General features: G+C 68.5%; 14 protein-coding genes, 1 tRNA gene and 1 pseudogene. 10 read left to right on the forward strand and 6 right to left on the reverse strand.

Going from position 1 to position 19,152, the window contains the following annotated elements:
- Positions 1–34: 34 nt before the first annotated feature.
- The 3 genes from obgE to rplU all read right to left on the reverse strand — a co-directional run bounded on the left by obgE (position 35) and on the right by rplU (position 1,917).
- Positions 35–1,096 carry a GTPase ObgE gene (gene obgE, locus DK368_RS03995; RefSeq protein ID WP_114392272.1) on the reverse strand — a complete coding sequence of 354 codons (1,062 nt, stop codon included), beginning with the start codon at positions 1,094–1,096 and terminating at the stop codon, positions 35–37.
- A gap of 193 nt (positions 1,097–1,289) precedes the next feature.
- Entirely contained in the window at positions 1,290–1,571 is a 282-nt protein-coding gene (gene rpmA / locus DK368_RS04000) for a 50S ribosomal protein L27 (protein ID WP_114392273.1), read from the reverse strand.
- 34 nt (positions 1,572–1,605) lie between these two features.
- A complete protein-coding gene (gene rplU, locus DK368_RS04005; RefSeq protein WP_114392274.1) occupies positions 1,606–1,917 on the reverse strand; it encodes a 50S ribosomal protein L21 in 312 nt (103 codons plus the stop codon).
- A 506-nt stretch (positions 1,918–2,423) separates the two neighbouring features.
- Between rplU and DK368_RS04010 the strand changes: the two genes are divergently transcribed.
- Positions 2,424–2,513: transfer RNA gene (locus DK368_RS04010), tRNA-Ser, on the forward strand.
- Between the two features lie 431 nt (positions 2,514–2,944).
- Here DK368_RS04010 and DK368_RS04015 read toward each other — a convergent pair.
- Positions 2,945–3,362 (reverse strand): annotated as a pseudogene (locus tag DK368_RS04015) (transposase).
- A 1,155-nt stretch (positions 3,363–4,517) separates the two neighbouring features.
- Here DK368_RS04015 and DK368_RS04020 point away from each other — a divergent pair.
- The 3 genes from DK368_RS04020 to DK368_RS04035 all read left to right on the forward strand — a co-directional run bounded on the left by DK368_RS04020 (position 4,518) and on the right by DK368_RS04035 (position 8,808).
- The gene (locus DK368_RS04020) at positions 4,518–4,946 is read left to right on the forward strand and encodes a VOC family protein (RefSeq protein WP_114392275.1); all 429 of its coding nucleotides are present in this window, start codon (positions 4,518–4,520) and stop codon (positions 4,944–4,946) included.
- Positions 4,947–5,157: 211 nt separating this feature from the next.
- Positions 5,158–6,159, forward strand: a complete 1,002-nt coding sequence (locus DK368_RS04025; protein WP_240002326.1) for an Acg family FMN-binding oxidoreductase — start codon at positions 5,158–5,160, stop codon at positions 6,157–6,159.
- Positions 6,160–6,774: 615 nt separating this feature from the next.
- Entirely contained in the window at positions 6,775–8,808 is a 2,034-nt protein-coding gene (locus tag DK368_RS04035; protein WP_240002341.1) for a methyl-accepting chemotaxis protein, read from the forward strand.
- 98 nt (positions 8,809–8,906) lie between these two features.
- Here DK368_RS04035 and secA read toward each other — a convergent pair whose 3' ends face one another.
- Positions 8,907–11,654 (reverse strand): preprotein translocase subunit SecA, encoded by a 2,748-nt coding sequence (secA, locus tag DK368_RS04040; protein WP_114392279.1) that lies wholly within the window; start codon positions 11,652–11,654, stop codon positions 8,907–8,909.
- Between the two features lie 350 nt (positions 11,655–12,004).
- Between secA and DK368_RS04045 the strand changes: the two genes are divergently transcribed.
- The 5 genes from DK368_RS04045 to DK368_RS04065 all read left to right on the forward strand — a co-directional run bounded on the left by DK368_RS04045 (position 12,005) and on the right by DK368_RS04065 (position 16,441).
- Positions 12,005–12,952, forward strand: a complete 948-nt coding sequence (locus tag DK368_RS04045; RefSeq protein ID WP_114392280.1) for a peptidylprolyl isomerase — start codon at positions 12,005–12,007, stop codon at positions 12,950–12,952.
- A 469-nt stretch (positions 12,953–13,421) separates the two neighbouring features.
- Positions 13,422–14,666, forward strand: coding sequence for a bifunctional glutamate N-acetyltransferase/amino-acid acetyltransferase ArgJ (gene argJ / locus DK368_RS04050; protein ID WP_114392281.1), 1,245 nt, complete (start codon positions 13,422–13,424; stop codon positions 14,664–14,666).
- 5 nt (positions 14,667–14,671) lie between these two features.
- A complete protein-coding gene (locus DK368_RS04055) occupies positions 14,672–15,229 on the forward strand; it encodes a GNAT family N-acetyltransferase (protein WP_114392282.1) in 558 nt (185 codons plus the stop codon).
- A complete protein-coding gene (locus DK368_RS04060; RefSeq protein ID WP_162305857.1) occupies positions 15,226–15,666 on the forward strand; it encodes a (deoxy)nucleoside triphosphate pyrophosphohydrolase in 441 nt (146 codons plus the stop codon). Before DK368_RS04055 ends, DK368_RS04060 begins: the two co-directional genes overlap by 4 nt.
- Positions 15,667–15,895: 229 nt before the next feature.
- Positions 15,896–16,441: a DUF2087 domain-containing protein gene (locus DK368_RS04065; RefSeq protein WP_114392283.1), complete on the forward strand. Its 546-nt coding sequence runs from the start codon at positions 15,896–15,898 to the stop codon at positions 16,439–16,441.
- Here the strand turns inward: DK368_RS04065 and DK368_RS04070 are convergent.
- Positions 16,438–17,832 carry an APC family permease gene (locus tag DK368_RS04070; protein ID WP_114392284.1) on the reverse strand — a complete coding sequence of 465 codons (1,395 nt, stop codon included), beginning with the start codon at positions 17,830–17,832 and terminating at the stop codon, positions 16,438–16,440. The genes DK368_RS04065 and DK368_RS04070 overlap by 4 nt on opposite strands.
- A gap of 350 nt (positions 17,833–18,182) precedes the next feature.
- Between DK368_RS04070 and DK368_RS04080 the strand changes: the two genes are divergently transcribed.
- Positions 18,183–19,136, forward strand: coding sequence for an acetyl-CoA carboxylase carboxyltransferase subunit alpha (locus DK368_RS04080; RefSeq protein WP_114392286.1), 954 nt, complete (start codon positions 18,183–18,185; stop codon positions 19,134–19,136).
- Positions 19,137–19,152: the final 16 nt, after the last annotated feature.

The following is a 19,152-nucleotide window of genomic DNA, read 5'->3' on the forward strand; positions in this document are numbered from 1 at the left end:
GGCGTTCGGCCCGCCCTCTTACTGGTCCGCCCCCTTACTGGTCCTCGGGGATCGGGCTGTAGCGGGCGCGGAAGGCCAGTTCGCGGGCGGGTTCGCCCTCGGCCTCGCGGGCGGCCTGGATGTGCTTCAGCAGCTCGAACAGCACCTCCTGCACGCCCTGGCCGCTGGCGCCGGACAGCACGAACACCGGCTTCTTGGCCGAGCGGCGCAGCTTGGTGCGCTTGAACTCCAGCTCCTCCTCGCTCAGCGCGTCCACCTTGTTCAGGCAGAGCACTTCCGGCTTGTCGGCCAGCCCGCCGCCATACATCCGCAGCTCGCGCCGGATGGTGCGATAGGCCAGCTGCACATCCTCCTGGGTGCCGTCCACCAGATGCAGCAGCACGCGGGTGCGCTCCACATGGCCCAGGAAGCGGGTGCCGATGCCGCGGCCCTCATGGGCGCCCTCGATCAGGCCGGGGATGTCGGCCAGCACGAATTCCTGGCCGCCGGCATGGACCACGCCCAGATTGGGCGTCAGCGTGGTGAAGGGATAGTCGGCGATCTTCGGCCGCGCCCGGCTGGTGGCGGCCAGGAAGGTGCTCTTGCCGGCATTGGGCAGGCCGACCAGGCCGGCATCGGCGATCAGCTTCAGCCGCAGCCAGACCCAGCGCTCCTCGCCGGGCCAGCCCGGCGTGCTCTGGCGCGGGGCGCGGTTGGTGCTGGTCTTGTAATGCTCGTTGCCGAAGCCGCCGTCGCCGCCGCGCATGAACACCACACGCTGGCCGGCCTCGGTCAGGTCCAGCAGCACCGTCTCCTGGTCCTCGTCCAGCACCTGGGTGCCCACCGGCACCCGCAGCACCACATCCTCGCCCTTGGCGCCGGTGCGGGACCGGCCCATGCCGTGGCCGCCCCGCCGGGCCTTGAAATGCTGCTGGTAGCGGTAATCGATCAGGGTGTTCAGCCCGTCCACCACCTCGAAGACGATGTCGCCGCCGCGCCCGCCATTGCCGCCGTCCGGACCGCCGAACTCGATGAACTTCTCGCGGTGGAAGGCCACGGCGCCGGGGCCGCCGTCACCGCTCTTCAGGAAGATCTTGCACTGGTCGAGGAACTTCATGGTCGGGCTTCCATCCCGGTGGGATGGCCGGGCAAAGAGTCAGGGGAACAGGCGCGGGCAAGCCTATGGCCGGCACAGCGGCACCGCCGGGCAGGACCGTGCCCGTGCCGGGTCCGAAACCGGCGAACAAACGCAAATCGGGGAAGCGGTTGCCCGCTCCCCCGATCGCGACATCAAAGGACGGTGCGCCGGATTACTCGGCGGCGACCGCGACATCCTCGGCCAACGGAGCAATGGACACGAAGGTCCGCTCCTTCAGGCCGATCTTGAACTCCACCTTGCCGTCCACCAGGGCGAACAGGGTGTGGTCCTTGCCGATGCCCACATTGGCGCCGGCGTGGAACTTGGTGCCGCGCTGGCGCACCAGGATGTTGCCGGCCAGAACGTCCTGACCGCCGAAACGCTTCACGCCGAGACGGCGACCAGCGGAGTCGCGGCCGTTACGGGACGAGCCGCCTGCCTTTTTATGTGCCATGGGGGATTGCTCCTACGATCCTGTCAGACGGCGCTCAGGCCTGGATACCGGTGATGCGCAGCACCGTCAGTTCCTGACGGTGGCCATTCTTGCGCCGGTAGTTCTGGCGGCGCTTCTTCTTGAAGATGATGATCTTGTCGCCACGGGTCTGGGCCACGACCTCGGCCGTGACGGCGGCGCCGGCGACCAGCGGGGACCCGACGGTGGCCTTGCCCGCATCGCTGACCATCAGCACTTCGTCGAGCTGCACGCTGGCACCGGCCTCGCCGGCCAGCTTCTCGACCTGGATGACGTCGCCGGCCGCGACCTTGTACTGCTTCCCGCCGGTGCGGATGACTGCGAACATTTGACCCACCACTTGTCCGATCCGGGCAGGCGCGGAATCGGCCAACCCATCAATCTGTCCAACAAAAAGGACGCGGGCCCCGCATGGGGACCCGCCCTCAGAGACGCGGGACTATACGCATCGCGCCGAGACTGTCAACCGCCAACCGACTCATTTCCCCTGCGTTTCCGCCCGTCACGCATGCATGCGGGCACGGCCGGCTCCGGCGGCGAACCCCGGTGGACCCGGCCCGGGGCCATGCCCCGCTGCCGGGCCCGGCCAAGGTTGCCACCGAGGGAGCGGCAGGACGGGCGGCGTGGTGACAGGGGAACGGCCCGGCCGTGCGCATCCGCGCGGGGCGGCGGTGCCCGCGTCCTGCCCCGGAAGATGGGGGCGCCATGCCGTCCGGGACAGCCCCGCACACACCGCACATCCCATCTTGCAGGCCGGATCGGTTTTGTATAGGGTGCGCGCCACTTCGCGACCGACCGGGGATCGACCACCCCGGTGACAGACGGTCGCGCTGCGGAGAGGTGGCGGAGTGGTCGAACGCGTCGGTCTCGAAAACCGAAGTACCCGCAAGGGTACCGTGGGTTCGAATCCCACCCTCTCCGCCATTCTTGCTGTCTAACGATCTGTTTTTCCTGGTTTGGTGTGGTTATCGCTCCGCGCGTCCCACATCCCGTCCCACACTCGACGTCGGGTTGAGACGGACAGTGGCGCACGAATCCCATGCTCTTCGTCGGTGTCCCCCTTGGAGCCAAGTGAGCCTACCTGGCATCCAGTGCCTTCCCGCGCGCGCGTAATGGTCGGTAACAACGACGGGCTTTGCTTATCCTCTCAAGGTAACAATCTGTGACGGAACCGCGGGGGGATTGTCGGCGGCTACCACGCCTGAGCGCGATGACGCGACGATGAGCAAGACGACGAACAAGTTTTCGACCGAAGTCCGCGCCTGAGCGGTGGGGATGGCTTACGAGCATGAGAGCGAGCACGACTCGCGAGGTGGCCCCGGAAAGCCGGGCCGTAGACTCAATCATCCCTGGCATCAAATCCTGACGGCGACGAGCTTTATGGCCGCCAGGATGTTGTCTGGTTGTTTGTCGTATCGGGTGGCGATACCTCTGAACCACCTGATCGTGTTGAAGAACCGTTCGGCACAGTTCCGCTGCCGATAGCCCCGGGATGAGAAAACGAAGCCGCCCTTGCGGTCGGTATCGGGAGGAATGTTGGCCCAAGCGCGTCCGCCAGCGCACGAACCGGCTGTAACAGGCCGTCGAAGGACCCATCCCGTTCCGGTATCTCCGCCCAGGGACACGATCGGCGATATCCGGTGCGGAACCGCCACAGAATACGGTTCAGAACCCGGCGTCATCCACACGCGGCATACCGCGCGGCGTGTTCGGCAGTAGCGGCGGCAGGATCGACCATTCCTGGTCCATGAGTTCGTCGCGGCGCCGCGTCATCACGGGCTCCTTCGGTACCTCCTTGAATCACGGTACCACTCTTCAAGCCAACTTTATGAGTTTACAGCCTAGGCTCCCCCACACCCGTGGGGATGGACCCCATCCAGAGCGGCACTGGCACGCGGATCAGATCAGCACCATATTATCAGTGCAGTCAGGGGCGAGGGCCGCACGCCGTCGACCCCCTGGCGAGCGACGGCGTGGGTGCGGACAACGCTAGTCACAGCACATCTCAGGATGTGCTTCTCCGGCTCCCCCACACCCGTGGGGATGGATCCGGGATGACGACCGCCGGGTGGGTCGACCGCACGGCGCTGGCGGATCAGGCCGATACAAGCCTGTGCAGGGATCTATATGATGTCGCTGATTTGGTCGCGGGGGTGCGCAACGTCCCCGAAGCCGCACCGTCTGACGACGGGGGCCGCGGCGGGGCCTTTGCAGGCCGGGCCACAGGGCGGAACCGACTTCCCGCCAAGCGCGACCACATCAACAGTACCTCCGGGCCGCCGCCAAATCCAGTGACGACCACCGGGTGCCCTGCCTATAGGGCTGCCCCACACCCGTGGGGATGGACCTATGTCTGGCGCCGGAAGGGAGGCATAGCGTCACCCGCACGTGCGCCGCCGCTCGCCAAAGGGTCAAAAGGGTACGGCCCTCACCTCTGACTGCATTGATAATTATAGTGCTGATCCGATCCGCGTGCCAGTGCCGCTCTGGATGGCCTCGACCTGATCCAGCACCGGCGGATAGGGGCCAGCCCCGTCCATCGCCTTACTGCCCCCGCTACTCGCGCCGGATGACGCCGGCCGGCCCTTTGCCCTCCCCCCCGCAAACGGGGGGACGTCCTGTGGCCGCGATTTCTCCATCAGCGCGATACTCCCGCCTCTTGCCGCATGAACCCATGGGGACCGGCGAAGCGTCGAGGCTGCTCGATCGCCCGATCTATCCTGGCCGGGGCCGCAACCCACTGATGTGGCGTGATAAAGGAAGCTTGCGGCCGCGTTGCGGCCATTCTTCCGCCCCGAAGGGCCGGTCAAGGTGTGTCCAGTGTGGTAAGACGTCTTTATCACAGGGCGGGGCATGATCTGACCGGCCTAGGCCGGACTGATGCTCCGCAGTGAATGTCATAAGCCAACTTTGACAAGGGAAGATGCCATGGAAATCCATCAATTGCATCGGGGGCGGCTTATCGATCACATCCAGCTCGTGGTGCAGGATCTCAAGGCCAGTCGGGATTTCTACACGGCCATTCTGGCTGTGCTGGGGATTCCTGTCGTCGACACCACCGATGGATATTTCTGGGCTGACGAACTTGTCGTATCTTCGGCAGAAAGTCCGGCGGCGCTGGGGGTCCTGACGGGACGACACCACCTTGCCTTCCAGGCGAGGGACCGGGCGACAGTGGATGCCTTCCACGACGCGGCGCTGGCCCATGGCGGGCGCGACAACGGGGCGCCGGGCGAGAGAGCCTATCATCCCGGATATTATGCGGCTTTCGTGCTCGACCCTGATGGCAACAACATCGAGGCCGTTTTCCACGGCGAGGCGCAGCGCAGCGCGCCGTCGGTGGTGGTGGAGTTTTAGCGTTCAGCCCGGCGGTCGATCGCGCATAGGCGATTCTGGTCCTCGATCAGGCAAAGACGCGGCGTGAATCAGTCGCCTGACAGCGAAGACCGGCTCACCGATCACAAGGAAGGAAGTCGGCGTGAGAAGGCGGGACATACTCATCGGCGCAGGCGGTGCACTCGTGCTGGCTGGGGGCGCCGCCGCCGGTTGGCGGTCGGCCGTGGGGTCGATGGCCGATTTCGAGTCCGACATGGGCGGCCTTCGCGCCCCGATGCCCGCCGACCCGGACATCGCCGAGATCATCCGATACGCGACGCTTGCCGCCAATGGCCATAACACCCAGCCTTGGCGGTTTCGCGTGGGGGAGCGCACGATCGACATTCTGCCCGACCTCTCCCGCGCGACACCGGTCGTCGATCCCGACAATCATCACCTCTTCGTCAGTCTCGGATGCGCCGCCGAGAATCTGCTGATCGCCGCCACCGCGGCCGGGCGGGCCGGGCAGTTGGAAACGGACGCTGGAGGCGAGCGCATCCGCTGTTCCTTCTCCAGGGCTGAAGCGCGTCCGCATCCGCTGCTTGCCGCCATCCCCAGGCGGCAATCCACGCGGGCGCAATATGACGGGCGCTCGGTGCCTGCGGCCGATATCGAGTTGCTTCGACAATCCACCGAAACGCCGGGTGTGCGTTTCGTCCTGCTTACCGACCGGGCGCGGATCGATCCGGTGCGGGACCTGGTCATTGCCGGCAACGCTGCGCAGATGGCGGACGCGGCCTTCATGGCCGAGTTGAAGCGGTGGCTGCGGTTCAATCCGCGCAGCGCCATGGCGGCTGGGGACGGGCTGTTCTCGGCCGCGAGCGGCAATCCCGTGCTCCCCGAATTTCTCGGGGGTCTCGCCTTTGACAGGTTCTTCACAGCCGGCGCCGAGAACGACAAATATGCGCGCCAGATCGATTCCTCGGCGGGGATCGCGATCTTTCTGGCGGAGCGTGAGGACAAAGCGCACTGGATCGCGGTTGGTCGCGCCTGCCAGCGTTTCGCACTTGCCGCGACCGCTTCCGGCCTCAAACATGCCTTCGTCAACCAGCCTGTCGAGGTCGCGCGGCTGCGGCCTGAATTGGCGGCGCTGATCGGGGAAGCCGGAAGGCGGCCCGATATCATCATGCGCTTCGGCTACGGCCCGACGCTGCCATTCTCGCCCCGCCGCCCCGTGAGCGCTGTTCTGGTCTAGCAACGGCAAGAAGCGACGCGCCTCCAGTTCCGCATAGGCAGGCGGTCTGCCCGCCTTGCCGGACAAGCGGTTGAAAGGGCTCTGGCGCAGACATGCTGCTCCGTCTCATCGTTCTCGGCCCGCCCGTTCCCTGATCCCTCCGCACCGCCCATGCCATTGCCTGCCCCTCTGCCTGCCCCTCTGCCTGCCCCTCTGCCTGCCCCTCTGCCTGCCCCTCTGCCGGCGTCGGCGGCAAGGCGGCGGCGGGTCCTGCGCCGGTCTGTGCGCCCCGGGATGTCCGCATCCAGAATTCCCCGCCGCTTCCCGCCTCCATCCGGGAAGGCGCTCATTCGGACTGAAAAGTATAGACCTGGCTTCTCATCAATATATTATTAACCATAACGCCTATACGCAGGAATAGGATCGGGTCGTTGCCGGAAACGGTGCTGGTTTCTCTCCGGATCCATTGAGGTGGGTCATTCTTCTGTGCCGCTTTATGTGCAGATTCTCCCCATGGCGGCGGCCTTTCCCGGATGCTTCCTATGCTTATGGTCAGGTTTTTCATGGGGGGTCCCTGCTGGCACAGTGAGCCGGAGGGGAAAGTCTCTGGTCCGGGCTCGCGGAGAGGGTGTGTTGATGTTGAATGATCGGCCGATCGGCGTTCGCATCCTTGTGGCCCTGTTGGTGCCGATGCTGGGCCTGCTGGCCTTCGCCGGCTGGCTGGTCAGCGAGCGCTGGCAGGTCCGGCAGGATGTGGGGCGCTTGGCGGCCCTCTCCACCTTCTCCGCCGACGTTTCGGCCCTGGTGCATGAGCTGCAGCGCGAGCGTGGCTCCTCGGCCCTGTTCATGGGCAGCGGCGGGCGTCAGTTCGGGGCCGAGCTGGAGCAGCAGCGCCAGCGCACGGATGCGGCCCTGGGGCGGTTCGACCAGGCGGCGGCGGCGCTGGGGCCGGCCGGTTCGGTGGCGGAGCGGCTGGCCGCCGTGCGGCAGGGGCTTGCCGGCCTGCAGGGGCAGCGCGCCCGCGTCAGCGCCCTGGGCGTCGAGCTGAAGGATACCGTCGCCTTCTACACCGGCATCATCACCAATCTGATCGCCGTGGCCCATGATCTGGCCCTGCACAGCCCCAGCGCGGAGGTCGGCAATCTCATCTCGGCCTATGTCAACCTGATGCAGGCCAAGGAGCGGGCGGGCATCGAGCGCGCCGTCGGCTCGGCCGGATTCGCCGCCGGGGCCTTCGCGCCGGACCTCTACCGGCGATTCGTGTCGCTGGCGGCGGAGCAGGAGGCCTATCTCGCCGTGTTCCGCAGCTTCGCCCAGCCGGACCAGCGCCAGGCGCTGGAGGCGGCGCTGACCGGCCCGGCGGCGGAGGCCGTGGCCGCCCTGCGCAAGACCGCCTATGACAGCCCGACCACCGGCACCACCGGCGGCGTGGCCGCCCCGGACTGGTTCGCCACCAGCAGCCGCCGCATCGATGCGCTGAAGCAGGTGGAGGACCGCATGGCCGCCGATGTGGCGGCCACGGCGCACGCGGCCGGCGCCGCCGCCGACCGGGCGGTGTGGACGGCGCTGACCGCCGTTGTGCTGCTGCTGGGCGGGGCCTTGCTGCTGGCCCGCAGCATCGTGCGCGGCATCACCGGGCCGCTGGTGCAGCTGACCGGGATCATGGGCCATCTGGCCGCCGGCGATGTGTCGGTGCGGGTCGAGGGCACCGGCCGCAAGGACGAGATCGGCGCCATGTCCCGCTCGGTGGAGGTGTTCAAGGCCAACCGGATCCAGGCCGACGCCCTGGCCGCGGCGCAGCGGCGCGACCAGCAGGCCAAGGAGGAGCGCCGGCTGCTGCTGGAGACGCTGGTGGCCCGGTTCGATGCCGGCGTGTCCAGCGTGCTCGACTCGCTAGGACAGGCCTCAGGGCGCATGCGCGGCACGGCCGAGGGCATGTCGGCCACGGCGGAGGAGACGGCGCGTCAGGCCACGGCCGTGGCCGAGGCCGCGGCCCGGGCGTCGGGCAATGTGCAGACGGTGGCGTCGGCCGCCGAGGAGCTGTCGGCCTCCATCACCGAGATCGGCGGCCTGGTCAGCCGCTCCACCGGCATCTCCGCCGCAGCGGTGCAGCAGGCGGAACGGACCAACGGCACAGTCGCCAGCCTGGCTGACAGCACCCAGCGGATCGGGGAGGTCGTGACCCTGATCACCGACATCGCCAGCCAGACCAACCTGCTGGCGCTGAACGCCACCATCGAGGCGGCGCGGGCGGGCGAGGCCGGCAAGGGCTTCGCCGTGGTCGCCGGCGAGGTCAAGACCCTGGCCACCCAGACGGCGCGGGCCACCGACGAGATCTCCGCCCAGATCGGCGCCGTCCAGTCCGCCACCGGCGACGCCGTCGGCGCCATCCAGGGCATCACCGCCACCATCCGCGAGATCAGCCAGATCACGGCCGCCATCGCCGCCGCCATCGAGGAACAGGGGGCCGCCACGCGGGAGATCGCCCGCAACGTGCAGCAGGCCTCGGCCGGCACCCAGGAGGTCACCGGCAACATTGCCGGCGTGACCGAGGCGGCCGACGCCAGCGGCCGGGCCGCGCATGAGGTGCTGCAGGCGTCCGACATCCTGTCGCAGCAGACAGGGGTGCTGCGCCGCACGGTCGGCGACTTCCTCGGCAGCATCCGCTGACGTCCCCCCGCCGCCCGCGAATCCGGCCCGGGTCCGTCCCAAACGGAAAGGGCGGCCGCCGGGCCGCCCTTCCTGCATCCGTCCGGGACCGATCGGCCTCAGCCGACGGCGCCGTGGCAGTGCTTGTACTTCTTGCCGCTGCCGCAGGGGCAGGGGGCGTTGCGCGGCGTGTTCTTCCACAGGTCCGGATCGCCCAGGTCGGTCTCGCTGGCCACCGGCAGAGCCGTGGCGCCGAAGGCCTGCGGCATGGAACGGCGCACCATGCCCGGGGGCAGGGGCGCATCCGCCGGCGGCTCGCCGCCGGCCATGGCCGGGTCGGTGCGGCCCATCACGGCGCCGGCCGGCATGTCCGGCAGGGGCAGCGGCTCCTGCACCCGCACCTGCACCAGCATCAGCATCTGCGTCACCTGCTCGCGCAGCTGCGAGAGCATGCCCTCGAACAGCTCGAACGCTTCCTTCTTGTATTCGTTCAGCGGATCGCGCTGGGCATAGGCGCGCAGATTGATGCCCTGGCGCAGATGATCCAGGGCCAGCAGATGGTCCTTCCACACCTGATCCAGGATCTGCAGCACCAGGCTCTTCTCGATGTTCCGCATCAGCTCAGGCCCATAGGCCTGCTCCTTCTCGGCCATCTTCTCATCGGCATAGGCCAGCAGCCGGTGGGTGATCTCCTCGTCGGCGATCCCCTCCTCCTTGGCCCAGTCGCGGATCGGCAGGTCGGCGCCCAGCACGCGCAGGGCGTCGGCGTGCAGCTGCTCCACATTCCACTGTTCGGCATAGGCATGCTCGGGGATGGCGCTGCGCACCATCTCGGCGATGACCTCCTGGCGCATGGAGGTCACCATCTCGTGGGCGTCCTCGGCGTCCATGATCTCGCGGCGCTGCTCGTAAACGACCTTGCGCTGGTCGTTCATGACGTTGTCGTACTTCAGCAGGTTCTTGCGGATCTCGAAATTGTGGGCTTCGACGCGCTGCTGCGCCTTTTCCAGGGCCTTGTTGATCCAGGGATGGATGATGGCCTCGCCGTCCTGCAGGCCCAGCTTCTGCAGCATGCCGTCCAGACGCTGGCTGCCGAAGATGCGCATCAGGTCATCGTCCAGCGACAGGAAGAACTTGGAGGCGCCGGGATCGCCCTGGCGGCCGGAGCGGCCGCGCAGCTGGTTGTCGATGCGGCGGCTCTCATGCCGCTCGGTGCCGATGACGTACAGGCCGCCGGCCTTCAGCACCACCTCCTTGGCCGCTTCCACCTCGGCTTTGATGGCGGCGATGCGGCGCTGGCGCTCCTCGCCCTCCGGCACCTCGGCCAGCTCGACCTCGATGCGCATCTCCTCGTTGCCGCCCAGCTTGATGTCGGTGCCGCGGCCGGCCATGTTGGTGGCGATGGTCACGGCGCCCTGCCGGCCGGCCTGGGAGACGATATACGCCTCCTGCTCGTGGTAGCGGGCGTTCAGGACGTTGTGCGGGATCTTCTTCTTCTTGAGATAGTCGGACAGCAGCTCTGACTTCTCGATGCTGACCGTGCCCACCAGCACCGGCTGCTGCCGCTCGCGGCATTCCTCGATCAGCTTGACGATGGCGGCGTACTTCTCCTCGGCCGTGCGATAGACCTCGTCATCCTGGTCCTGGCGCTGCACCGCCACGTTGGTGGGGATGTCCACCACCTCCAGCCCGTAGATCTCCTGGAACTCGCCGGCCTCGGTCATGGCCGTGCCGGTCATGCCGGCCAGCTTGGGATACAGGCGGAAATAGTTCTGGAAGGTGATGCTGGCCAGCGTCTGGTTCTCGCGCTGGATGGTGACGTGCTCCTTGGCCTCCAGCGCCTGGTGCAGGCCCTCGGAATAGCGCCGTCCCTCCATCATGCGGCCGGTGAACTCGTCGATGATGACGACCTTGTCGTCCTTGACGATGTAGTCCACGTCGCGGGTGAACAGCTTGTGGGCCTTCAGCGCCTGGTTGGCGTGGTGGACCAGCGAGACGTTCTGGATGTCGTACAGGTCGCCGGTCTTCATCAGCCCGACATCCTTCAGGATCTGGGCCACATGCTCCTGGCCCTGCTCGGTCAGGGCGACGGTGCGGGCCTTCTCGTCCTTCTCGTAATCCTCCTCCGTCAGCTGCCGCACCACCTTGTCCACGGCGATGTACAGCTCGGAACTGTCGGTGGAGGGGCCGGAGATGATCAGCGGGGTACGCGCCTCGTCGATCAGGATGCTGTCGACCTCGTCGACGATGGCGAAGTTGAACGGCCGCTGGACCATGTCCTGCAGCCTGTACTTCATGTTGTCGCGCAGATAGTCGAAGCCGAATTCGTTGTTGGTGCCATAGGTGATGTCGGCGCCATAGGCGGCGCGGCGCTCGTCATCGTCCAGCCCGTGCACGATGACGCCGGTGGTCAGGCCCAGGAAGCCGTACAGCCGGCCCATCCAGGCGCTGTCGCGCTTGGCCAGATAGTCGTTGACCGTGACCACATGCACGCCCTTGCCTTCCAGGGCGTTGAGATAGACCGGCAGGGTGGCGACCAGGGTCTTGCCTTCGCCGGTGCGCATTTCCGAGATCTTGCCGGAATGCAGCACCATGCCGCCGATCAGCTGCACGTCGAAGTGCCGCATGCCCATGACCCGGCGCGAGGCCTCGCGCACCGTGGCGAAGGCATCGGGCAGGATGTCGTCCAGCGTCTCGCCGTTTTTCAGCCGGTCGCGCAGCCAGTCCGTGCGCATCTGCAGTTCGGCGTCGGAGAGGCCCTGCAGCTTGGCCTCCAGCGCGTTGATGGCCTCGACCTTCTTCCGCAAGGATTTGACAACGCGGTCGTTGGCGTTGCCGAAGATCTTGCGGGCCAATGCACCGAACATGGAAACCTCTAGAGAGCGGAAACGCGGATGAAGCGGACCAGCCGGCGGACAGGGATATCCGCCGGACACACCTGCCACAGATAGGACCTCCGCACAGCCCGGTCAACGCGCGCGATGGTGCGGCGGCGCGGGCGGACCATACCATGATGGCGCCATTTTCCTATTGCCTTGATGTCCCGGCATGAATGCGCGAGCCCTTGCCCCGCTCGGCGCGTCATGGTTTAAGCGGGCTTGCCGACGGCAGCCCGTGGCGCGGGTGGCACTCCGGGAGGCGCAAGCCCCTTCCCGCAGGCCGCACGCCGGTTCATTTGCCGTCTGTCAGGAACCCTTCGGGAAGGATGCTCAGTCCGATGTTTGGTCACAAGATGCGCGCCGCCATCGTTGCCGCGGCGCTGGGTTCGGTGGCTGCGGCCGCCCTGCTTCCGGCCAACGCCCAGAATGCCCAGGGCCAGAGCGCACCGGCCCAGAAGCCGGCCGCTGCCGCCGACGATCCGGTGGTCGCCCGCATCAATGGCAAGGAGGTGAAGCGCTCCGAAGTCCTGGCCTATATGCAGCAGCTGGGTCCCCAGGTGCAGCAGATCCCGCTGGCCCAGGTCTATCCGCTGGTGCTGGACCAGATGGTCAACGCCAAGCTGGTCACCGATGCCGGCTACAAGGCCAAGCTGCAGGACAGCGCCGAGGTCAAGCAGAATCTCAAGGACGCCGAGGAGCAGTTCGTCCAGCAGGCCTGGCTGAAGAAGCAGATCGACGCCAAGCTGACCGACGCCGCCGTCAAGAAGAAGTATGATGAGTGGATCAAGGCCAATCCGCCGCAGGACGAGGTGCGCGCCCGCCACATTCTGGTGAAGGACAAGGCCGAGGCCGAAGCCATCATCAAGCAGCTGAAGGGCGGCGCCGATTTCGCCAAGCTGGCGTCCGAGAAGGGCACCGACGGCACCAAGGACCAGGGTGGCGATCTCGGCTACTTCACCAAGGACCAGATGGTCGCCCCCTTCGCCGAGGCCGCCTTCGCCATGAAGGCCGGTGAGGTCAGCCAGACCCCGGTGCAGACCGACTTCGGCTTCCATGTCATCAAGGTCGAGGACAAGCGCAAGCAGACCCCGCCGACCTTCGAGCAGGCAGCACCCCAGCTGCGCCAGGCCGCGGCGCAGGAGATCGCCGGCGAGGTGGTGGAGAACCTGCGCAAGTCCGCCAAGGTGGAGATGTTCAATCTCGACGGTTCGGCCATGCCGGCCGCGGCCGACGCGCCGGCCGGCGGGCAGAAGCCGGCCGCCGACAAGAAGGCCGACAAGAAGTAACCCCAAGCCGCCCCCGGGCGCCTGACCGGTGCTCGGGGGCATCGACCCCAGGCCGGCGACCGCCGGCCCGCGCCCTGCCTCTGTGCGTGTGGGGCGGCGCGCCAGCCAAGGCGGCGGATGCCGCCGCCCGGCGCCTGAGGGACGGAAAGAGTCGGCGACCGCCGGCCCGCGCCCTGCCTCTGTGCGTGTGGGGCGGCGCGCCAGCCAAGGCGGCGGATGCCGCCGCCCGGCGCCTGAGGGACGGAAAGAGTCGGCGACCGCCGGCCCGCGCCCTCCCCCTGTGCGTGTAGGGCGGCGCGCCAGCCAAGGCGGCGGGCGCATCAGAACCACACCGACTCGGGTGTTGGATCGGGAAGGGCAGGCCCCAGGGTCTGCCCTTTTCCATTGCGGTGCCATCCGCCCCTTGACCCGCCGGGGCCGCCTCGGCTTGATGACGCGTCCGTTTGCCCTTCCGGGAGTCCGATTCGCCATGGCAACCGCCATTTCCCCGCTGGCGCCCGCCGCCTTTCCCGCTCTGCCGGCCATTGCCGGCGTGCAGTTCGCGGTGCATCGCTGCGGGATCCGCTACAAGACGCCGCGCAACGATACGCTGGTGGCCGTGCTCGATGCCGGCACCAGCGTGGCGGCGGTGCTGACCAAGTCGCTGACGGCGTCGGCGCCGGTGCAGCGCTGCCGGGCCAACCTGAAGGGCGGCTCGGCCCGCGTGGTGGTGGTCAATGCGGGCAACTCCAACGCCTTCACCGGCAAGGCGGGCGAAGCTTTCGTGGATGTCACCGTGGCCGAGGCGGCGCGTCTGGCCGGCTGCAAGGAGACCGAGGTGTTCCCGGCCTCCACCGGCGTCATCGGCCAGCCCATGCCGGCCGATCTCATCGCCCGCCATCTGCCCGACGCGTTCGGCAAGCTGCAGCCGGCGGCCGGTCCGGCCTGGGAAGAGGCGGCCCGGGCCATCATGACCACCGATACCTTCCCCAAGGGGGCCGCGGCCACGGTGGAGATCGACGGCGTGCCCGTCAGCATCGCCGGTTTCGCCAAGGGCAGCGGCATGATCGCGCCCGACATGGCCACCATGCTGGCCTATGTCTTCACCGATGCCGCGGTGGCGGCGCCGGTGCTGCAGGACCTGCTGTGGGACGCCACCAACCGCAGCTTCAACAGCATCACCGTGGATGGTGACACCTCCACCTCCGACACGCTGGTGCTGTGCGCCACCGGCAAGGCCGGGCACCGGCCGATCCAGTCCATCGACGATCCGCGCCTGCCGGCGCTGAAGGCGGCGCTGGACGCCGTCTGCCTGGATCTGGCCCAGCAGGTCATCCGCGATGGCGAGGGCGCCACCAAGTTCGTGGAGATCCGCGTCACCGGTGCCGACAGCGACAGCGCCGCCAAGCGCATCGCCATGACCGTGGCCAACTCCCCGCTGGTGAAGACCGCCGTGGCCGGCGAGGACGCCAACTGGGGCCGCATCGTCGCCGCCGTCGGCCGCTCGGGCGAGACGGCCGACCGCGACCGGCTGGTCATCTCCATCGGCGGCGTCCAGATCTGCCGCGACGGCATGGAGGTGCCCGGCTATGACGAGGCGCCGGTGGCCGCGCACATGAAGGGCACCGATATCCTGATCGAGGTGGAACTGGGCCTGGGGGCCGGCCATGCCACGGTGTGGACCTGCGACCTGACCCACGGCTATATCGACATCAACGGCAGCTACCGGAGCTGACGGCGATGATCTGGCGCGCCACGCTGGAGACGGAACGGCTCTATCTCCGGCCGCTGGCGGCCGTCGACCTGCCCGATCTGGTGCGGGAGATCGGCCGCTGGGACGTGGCGCGCTTCCTGATCCGGGTGCCGCATCCCTATGATCCGGCCGATGCACGGCGCTGGCTGGCCCAGTGCGAGGCCATGGAGCGGGACCGGCGCCAGTACCACCGCGTCGCCGTCCCCCGCGGCGGCGGCCCGCTGCTGGGGGCCGCCGGGCTGATGCTGGACGCCCACGGGCCGGGGGAGGCCGAGCTGGGCTACTGGCTGGCCCAGCCGGTCTGGCGGCGTGGTTACGGAGCCGAAATGGTGCAGGCCATATGCGACAGCGGCTTCCGCGATCTCGGCCTGCGCGCCATCGCCGCCGCGGTGGACCCGGCCAACGACGCCTCCAACGCCCTGGCCCGCACGCTGGGCTTCCGGCTGGAGCGGGTGGAGCCGGCGCATGATATGGGCCTGCGCGGCCCGCCGGCGCCGGCCCATATCTGGCGGCTGGACCGGGCGGGATGGGAGAAGACGATATGAGCGAGACCCCATGCTGGAGTGAGCGCAGCGCCGGTCCGCTGCCGATGCTGCTGGTGGCGGCCGTGGCCCTGGTCGATGCCGACGGCCGGGTGCTGCTGGCCCAGCGGCCGCCCGGCAAGTCCATGGCAGGGCTGTGGGAATTCCCCGGCGGCAAGCTCCAGCCGGGGGAAACGCCGGAGGCGGCCCTGGTGCGCGAACTGGCGGAGGAGCTGGGCATCGACACGGCGGAAAGCTGTCTGGCGCCACTGACCTTCGCCAGCCACCGCTACCCGTCGTTCCACCTGCTGATGCCGCTCTTTGCCTGCCGGGTGTGGAAGGGCACGCCGCAGCCGCTGGAGGGGCAGACCCTGGCCTGGGTGCGGCCGCAGGACATGCGGGCCTATCCCATGCCGCCCGCCGACATCCCCCTGGTCGCCCTGCTGCGCGACCTGCTCTGACCGCCGCGGGAGCCGCATCGAAGCTTCTGGCTCCGGCCCCGCGGTTCGGTTATGCTGCCCGTCTGGTCGGCAGTTCACCAAGGCGTCGCCGCCCCCGCAAGGGGAAGCTAAACCTGCCATTCCGTTTCTGAAACGACCGACACCTTGTCCCGTGCCGCGTCGGAAGGGCGACCCCGGCAGTCCATCCGGCGACAGCCCGTCTGGGCAGGCACAGCCACGAGGATGAGCGATGTCCAGGACACCCCTTCCCTATCAGGCGGAGGACATCTCCGCCGTCGCCCGCGCCTTGCACCGGCAATTGGCCGGGCAGGAGCGTCCACCCGGCCATGTGGAGCTGCTGAACATGCTGGCCCGGGCGGCCGGGTACCGCAATGTCCAGCATCTGCGGGCCCAGCATCTGGCCCGGACCACGCTGGACCAGCCCCCGGCGGCGGCGGCGCCGGTGGATTATGTGCTGGTGAAACGGCTGCAGCGGTATTTCGACGACCAGGGCCGGCTGGCCCGCTGGCCCGGCAAGTTCAGCCACCAGCAGCCCTGCCTCTGGGTGCTGTGGTCGCGCATTCCCGCCCGCACCATCTACAACGAGCGTGAGATCAGTCTGCTGATCCAGGCCGAGCATGGTTTCGGCGACCATGCGCTGCTGCGCCGGGCCATGGTGGAGGACGGGCTGCTGACCCGCACCCGGGATTGCCGGGTCTACCAGCGGGTGGAACGCCAGCCCCCACCCGAGTCCCTGGCCCTGATCCGCAGCCTCTCCGTCCGGCGGATCGGTTAGGCCGACCTTCCCTGCCCACCGGCCCCGGTGGGCAGGGTCTCGTCGGCCAGGCGCTCCACATCCAGGTCGAACACCCGCTTCGGCCGCATGGCGGCATACAGCGCCACGATCCCGGCCAGCAGCAGCAGGGCCAGTCCCGGCGCGCGCCAGTCGCCGCTGACCAGCCGGTTCAGGAACAGCACGGCGCAGATGGCGGCGCCCAGCACCGGCACGGCCAGCGGCACCTCGAACCGGCCGCGCGGTTCGCCCGGCCGGCGCTTCAGCACCACCAGGGCCAGATTGACCGCCGTGAACACGGCCAGCAGCAGCAGCACGGTGGCGGAGGCCAGCTGGGTGATGTCCCCGGCCAGCATCAGCAGCGCCACCAGCAGGCCCAGCGCCATCACGGCCACATACGGGGTGCGGCGGCGGCGGTGGACCCGTCCCAGCGGGCCGGGCAGCAGCCCCAGCCGGGCCATGCCATAGACCAGGCGCGAGGCCATGACATAGTTCAGCAGCGCCGTGTTGGCGACGGCGAACACGGTGATGACCACGAACAGCCCGGCCGGGATCCAGGGGGCGGCGCGGTTGACCACCTCCACCAGCGGCCCCGGGGCCGCGGCCAGCTCGCGCCAGGGCACCACCGACACGGCGGTGACGGCCACCGCCAGATAGATCAGCGTGGCCGCCCCCATCGACAGGACGATGCCCCAGGGCAGGGTGCGGCGGGGATTCTTCACCTCCTCCGCCACATTGATCGAGTCCTCGAAACCGATGAAGCTGAAGAAGGTCAGCACGGCGCCCTGCAGCAGCAGGGACAGATCGATGCCGCCCGCCTCCGCCGGCACCTCCATCAGGTCGACCCGGCCCCAGAACGAAACCCCGACCAGGACCACGGTCACCAGCCCCCCGGCCTCCATCAGCGTGCAGACGATGTTGACCCACATGCTCTCGCGGATGCCGCGGAAGACGATGCCCGCCATCAGCAGCAGGAACCCCAGGGCCAGCAGCAGGGTGGGCACCCCGGCCAGGGCCGGCAGGCGCTGCAGGGTGGCGGCCACCACCTGGCTCTGGGTGGCGATGGAGGTCAGGCCCGAGCACATCACCGCCAGCCCCACCACATAGGTCAGCAGCGGCCGGCCATAGGCCCGCTGGGTGACGTAGGCGGCCCCGCCGGCCCGCGGATAGCGCGAGCCCAGCGACGCATAGGACAGGCCGGTCAGCAGCGCCGCCGTCATGGCCACCAGGAAGGCCAGCCAGACGGCGTTGCCCATCACCCCCGCCGCCTTGCCGATCAGGCCGTAGATGCCGGCGCCCAGCATGCTGCCCAGCCCGTACAGGGCCAGCTGCCACAGCCCGATGCTGCGTTCCAGTGCCGGTTCCGGGGCTGGCGTGCCGGTCTCATGGGTCATGGCTCTTCCCCTTTTCCTCCTGGGCCACGGCGCCGGGCGGAAGGCGGCGGGGCGCGGCGGTGGCCTCCTTGTGGGAAAGGAACTCCGCCGACCCGCAGCGGGTTCCGGCAGGGGCGGCGGCAGGGGCGGCGGCAGGGGCGGCGGCAGGGGCGGCGGCAGGGGGCGGGGCCGGTACCCGGTCTTGCCCCCGGTCCGCCCATCGGACCCGCCCATCGGACCCGGGTATCGGACCTGCACACCCGGTCATGCAGAGGGGGCCGGGCAGGCTCCTGTCCCGCACTCCGGCCTAGCCCTCCCGGACAGCCTATGCTAATCAGCCGCGTTCGACAGGTCCCGGATCCTCACCAAAGATGCACTTCCTGGAATTCGAAAAGCCGATTGCCGAGCTCGAAGGAAAGATCGAGGAGCTTCGCCATCTTGCCGATGGCGGCGACCTCAACATCGCCGACGAGGTCAAGAAGCTTCAGGACAAGGTGGACAAGCTTCTGCGCACCACCTACGCCAAGCTCACCCCGGCCCAGAAGGTACAGGTGGCCCGCCATCCGGCGCGCCCGCACTGCCTGGACTATGTCAACGCCCTCATCACCGACTTCACGCCGCTGGCCGGCGACCGTCTGTTCGGTGAGGACCGCGCCATCATCGGCGGGCTGGGCCGTTTCCGTGGCCGGGCCGTCATGGTCATCGGCCAGGAGAAGGGCAACGACACCGAAAGCCGCGTGCGGCACAATTTCGGCATGGCCAAGCCGGAGGGCTACCGCAAGGCCCAGCGGCTGATGCAGATGGCCGACCGCTTCCACCTGCCCATCATCACCCTGGTGGACACGGCCGGCGCCTTCCCCGGCGTCAGCGCCGAGGAGCGCGGCCAAGCCGAGGCCATCGCCAAGTCGATCGAGACCTGCCTGCGCGTGCGCGTCCCCATCATCAGCGTCGTCATCGGTGAGGGCGGATCGGGCGGTGCCATCGCCATCGCCTCGGCCGACCGTGTGCTGATGCTGGAGCATTCGATCTACTCCGTCATCAGCCCGGAAGGCTGTGCCGGCATCCTCTGGCGGTCGGCGGCCAACGCCGCCGACGCGGCCGTGGCGCTGCGCCTGACGGCCCAGGACCTCAAGGATCTGGGTGTCATCGACCGCATCATCATGGAGCCGGTGGGCGGCGCCCACCGCCGCGTGCAGGAGATGCTGCTGGCGGTCGGCAATGCCATCGAGGATGCGCTGGACGGTCTGCGCAGCCAGGATGGCGGGACCCTGCGCCACAACCGCCGCCAGAAGTTCCTGGATATGGGCCAGAAGGGCCTGAGCTGATCCGGCATGGCGAGGT

Source organism: Oleisolibacter albus (genome assembly GCF_003336875.1).
GTDB lineage: Bacteria > Pseudomonadota > Alphaproteobacteria > Azospirillales > Azospirillaceae > Niveispirillum > Niveispirillum album.